1 protein-coding gene is annotated in these 671 nt (G+C 62.7%); it reads left to right on the top strand.

The features are described from left to right. Positions 1-671, top strand: a 671-nt coding sequence (locus ABEA33_RS27280; RefSeq protein WP_345530355.1) for an IS630 family transposase, incomplete at both ends; no start/stop codon positions are given.

The raw sequence follows: 671 nt of genomic DNA, 5'->3' as shown, positions 1-671 counted from the left end.
GCGGACAGGTCTGTCGAAGTCGACGATCGGCAAGATCTGGTCAGACTTCGGCCTCAAGCCGCACCTGGTCGATCACTTCAAGCTCTCCACCGACCCGCTGTTCATCGACAAGCTCTACGACGTCGTGGGCCTGTACCTGAACCCGCCCGAGGCGGCCGTGGTGCTGTGCGTGGACGAGAAGTCGCAGGTCCAGGCACTGCAGCGCTCCCAGCCGGCGTTCCCGATGATGCCCGGCATGCCCGAGAAGAGGACCCACGACTACGTCCGCCACGGGACCACCACCTTGTTCGCGGCGATGAACGTCGCCGACGGCACCGTGATCACCAGCATGCACCGACGACACCGAGCCGTCGAGTTCAAGAAGTTCCTCACCAAGATCGAGGACCAGGTCCCCACCGACCTCGACATCCACCTGATCTGCGACAACTACGGCACCCACAAGCACCCGATGATCAAGACCTGGCTCGCCGAGCACCCACGGGTGACGATGCACTTCACCCCGACATACTCATCCTGGCTGAACCTGGTCGAACGATTCTTCGGCTACGTCACCGCCGACCTGCTCCAACGCTCCGACCACCGCAGCGTCCAAGCCCTCGAAGCCGACATCCGCACATGGGTCAAAGCCTGGAACGAAGACCCCAAGACCTTCGTATGGACCAAGACCGCCG

Source organism: Nocardioides endophyticus, from assembly GCF_039543845.1.
Lineage (GTDB): Bacteria > Actinomycetota > Actinomycetes > Propionibacteriales > Nocardioidaceae > Nocardioides > Nocardioides endophyticus.
This window is presented reverse-complemented; position numbering and strand designations above follow the sequence as displayed.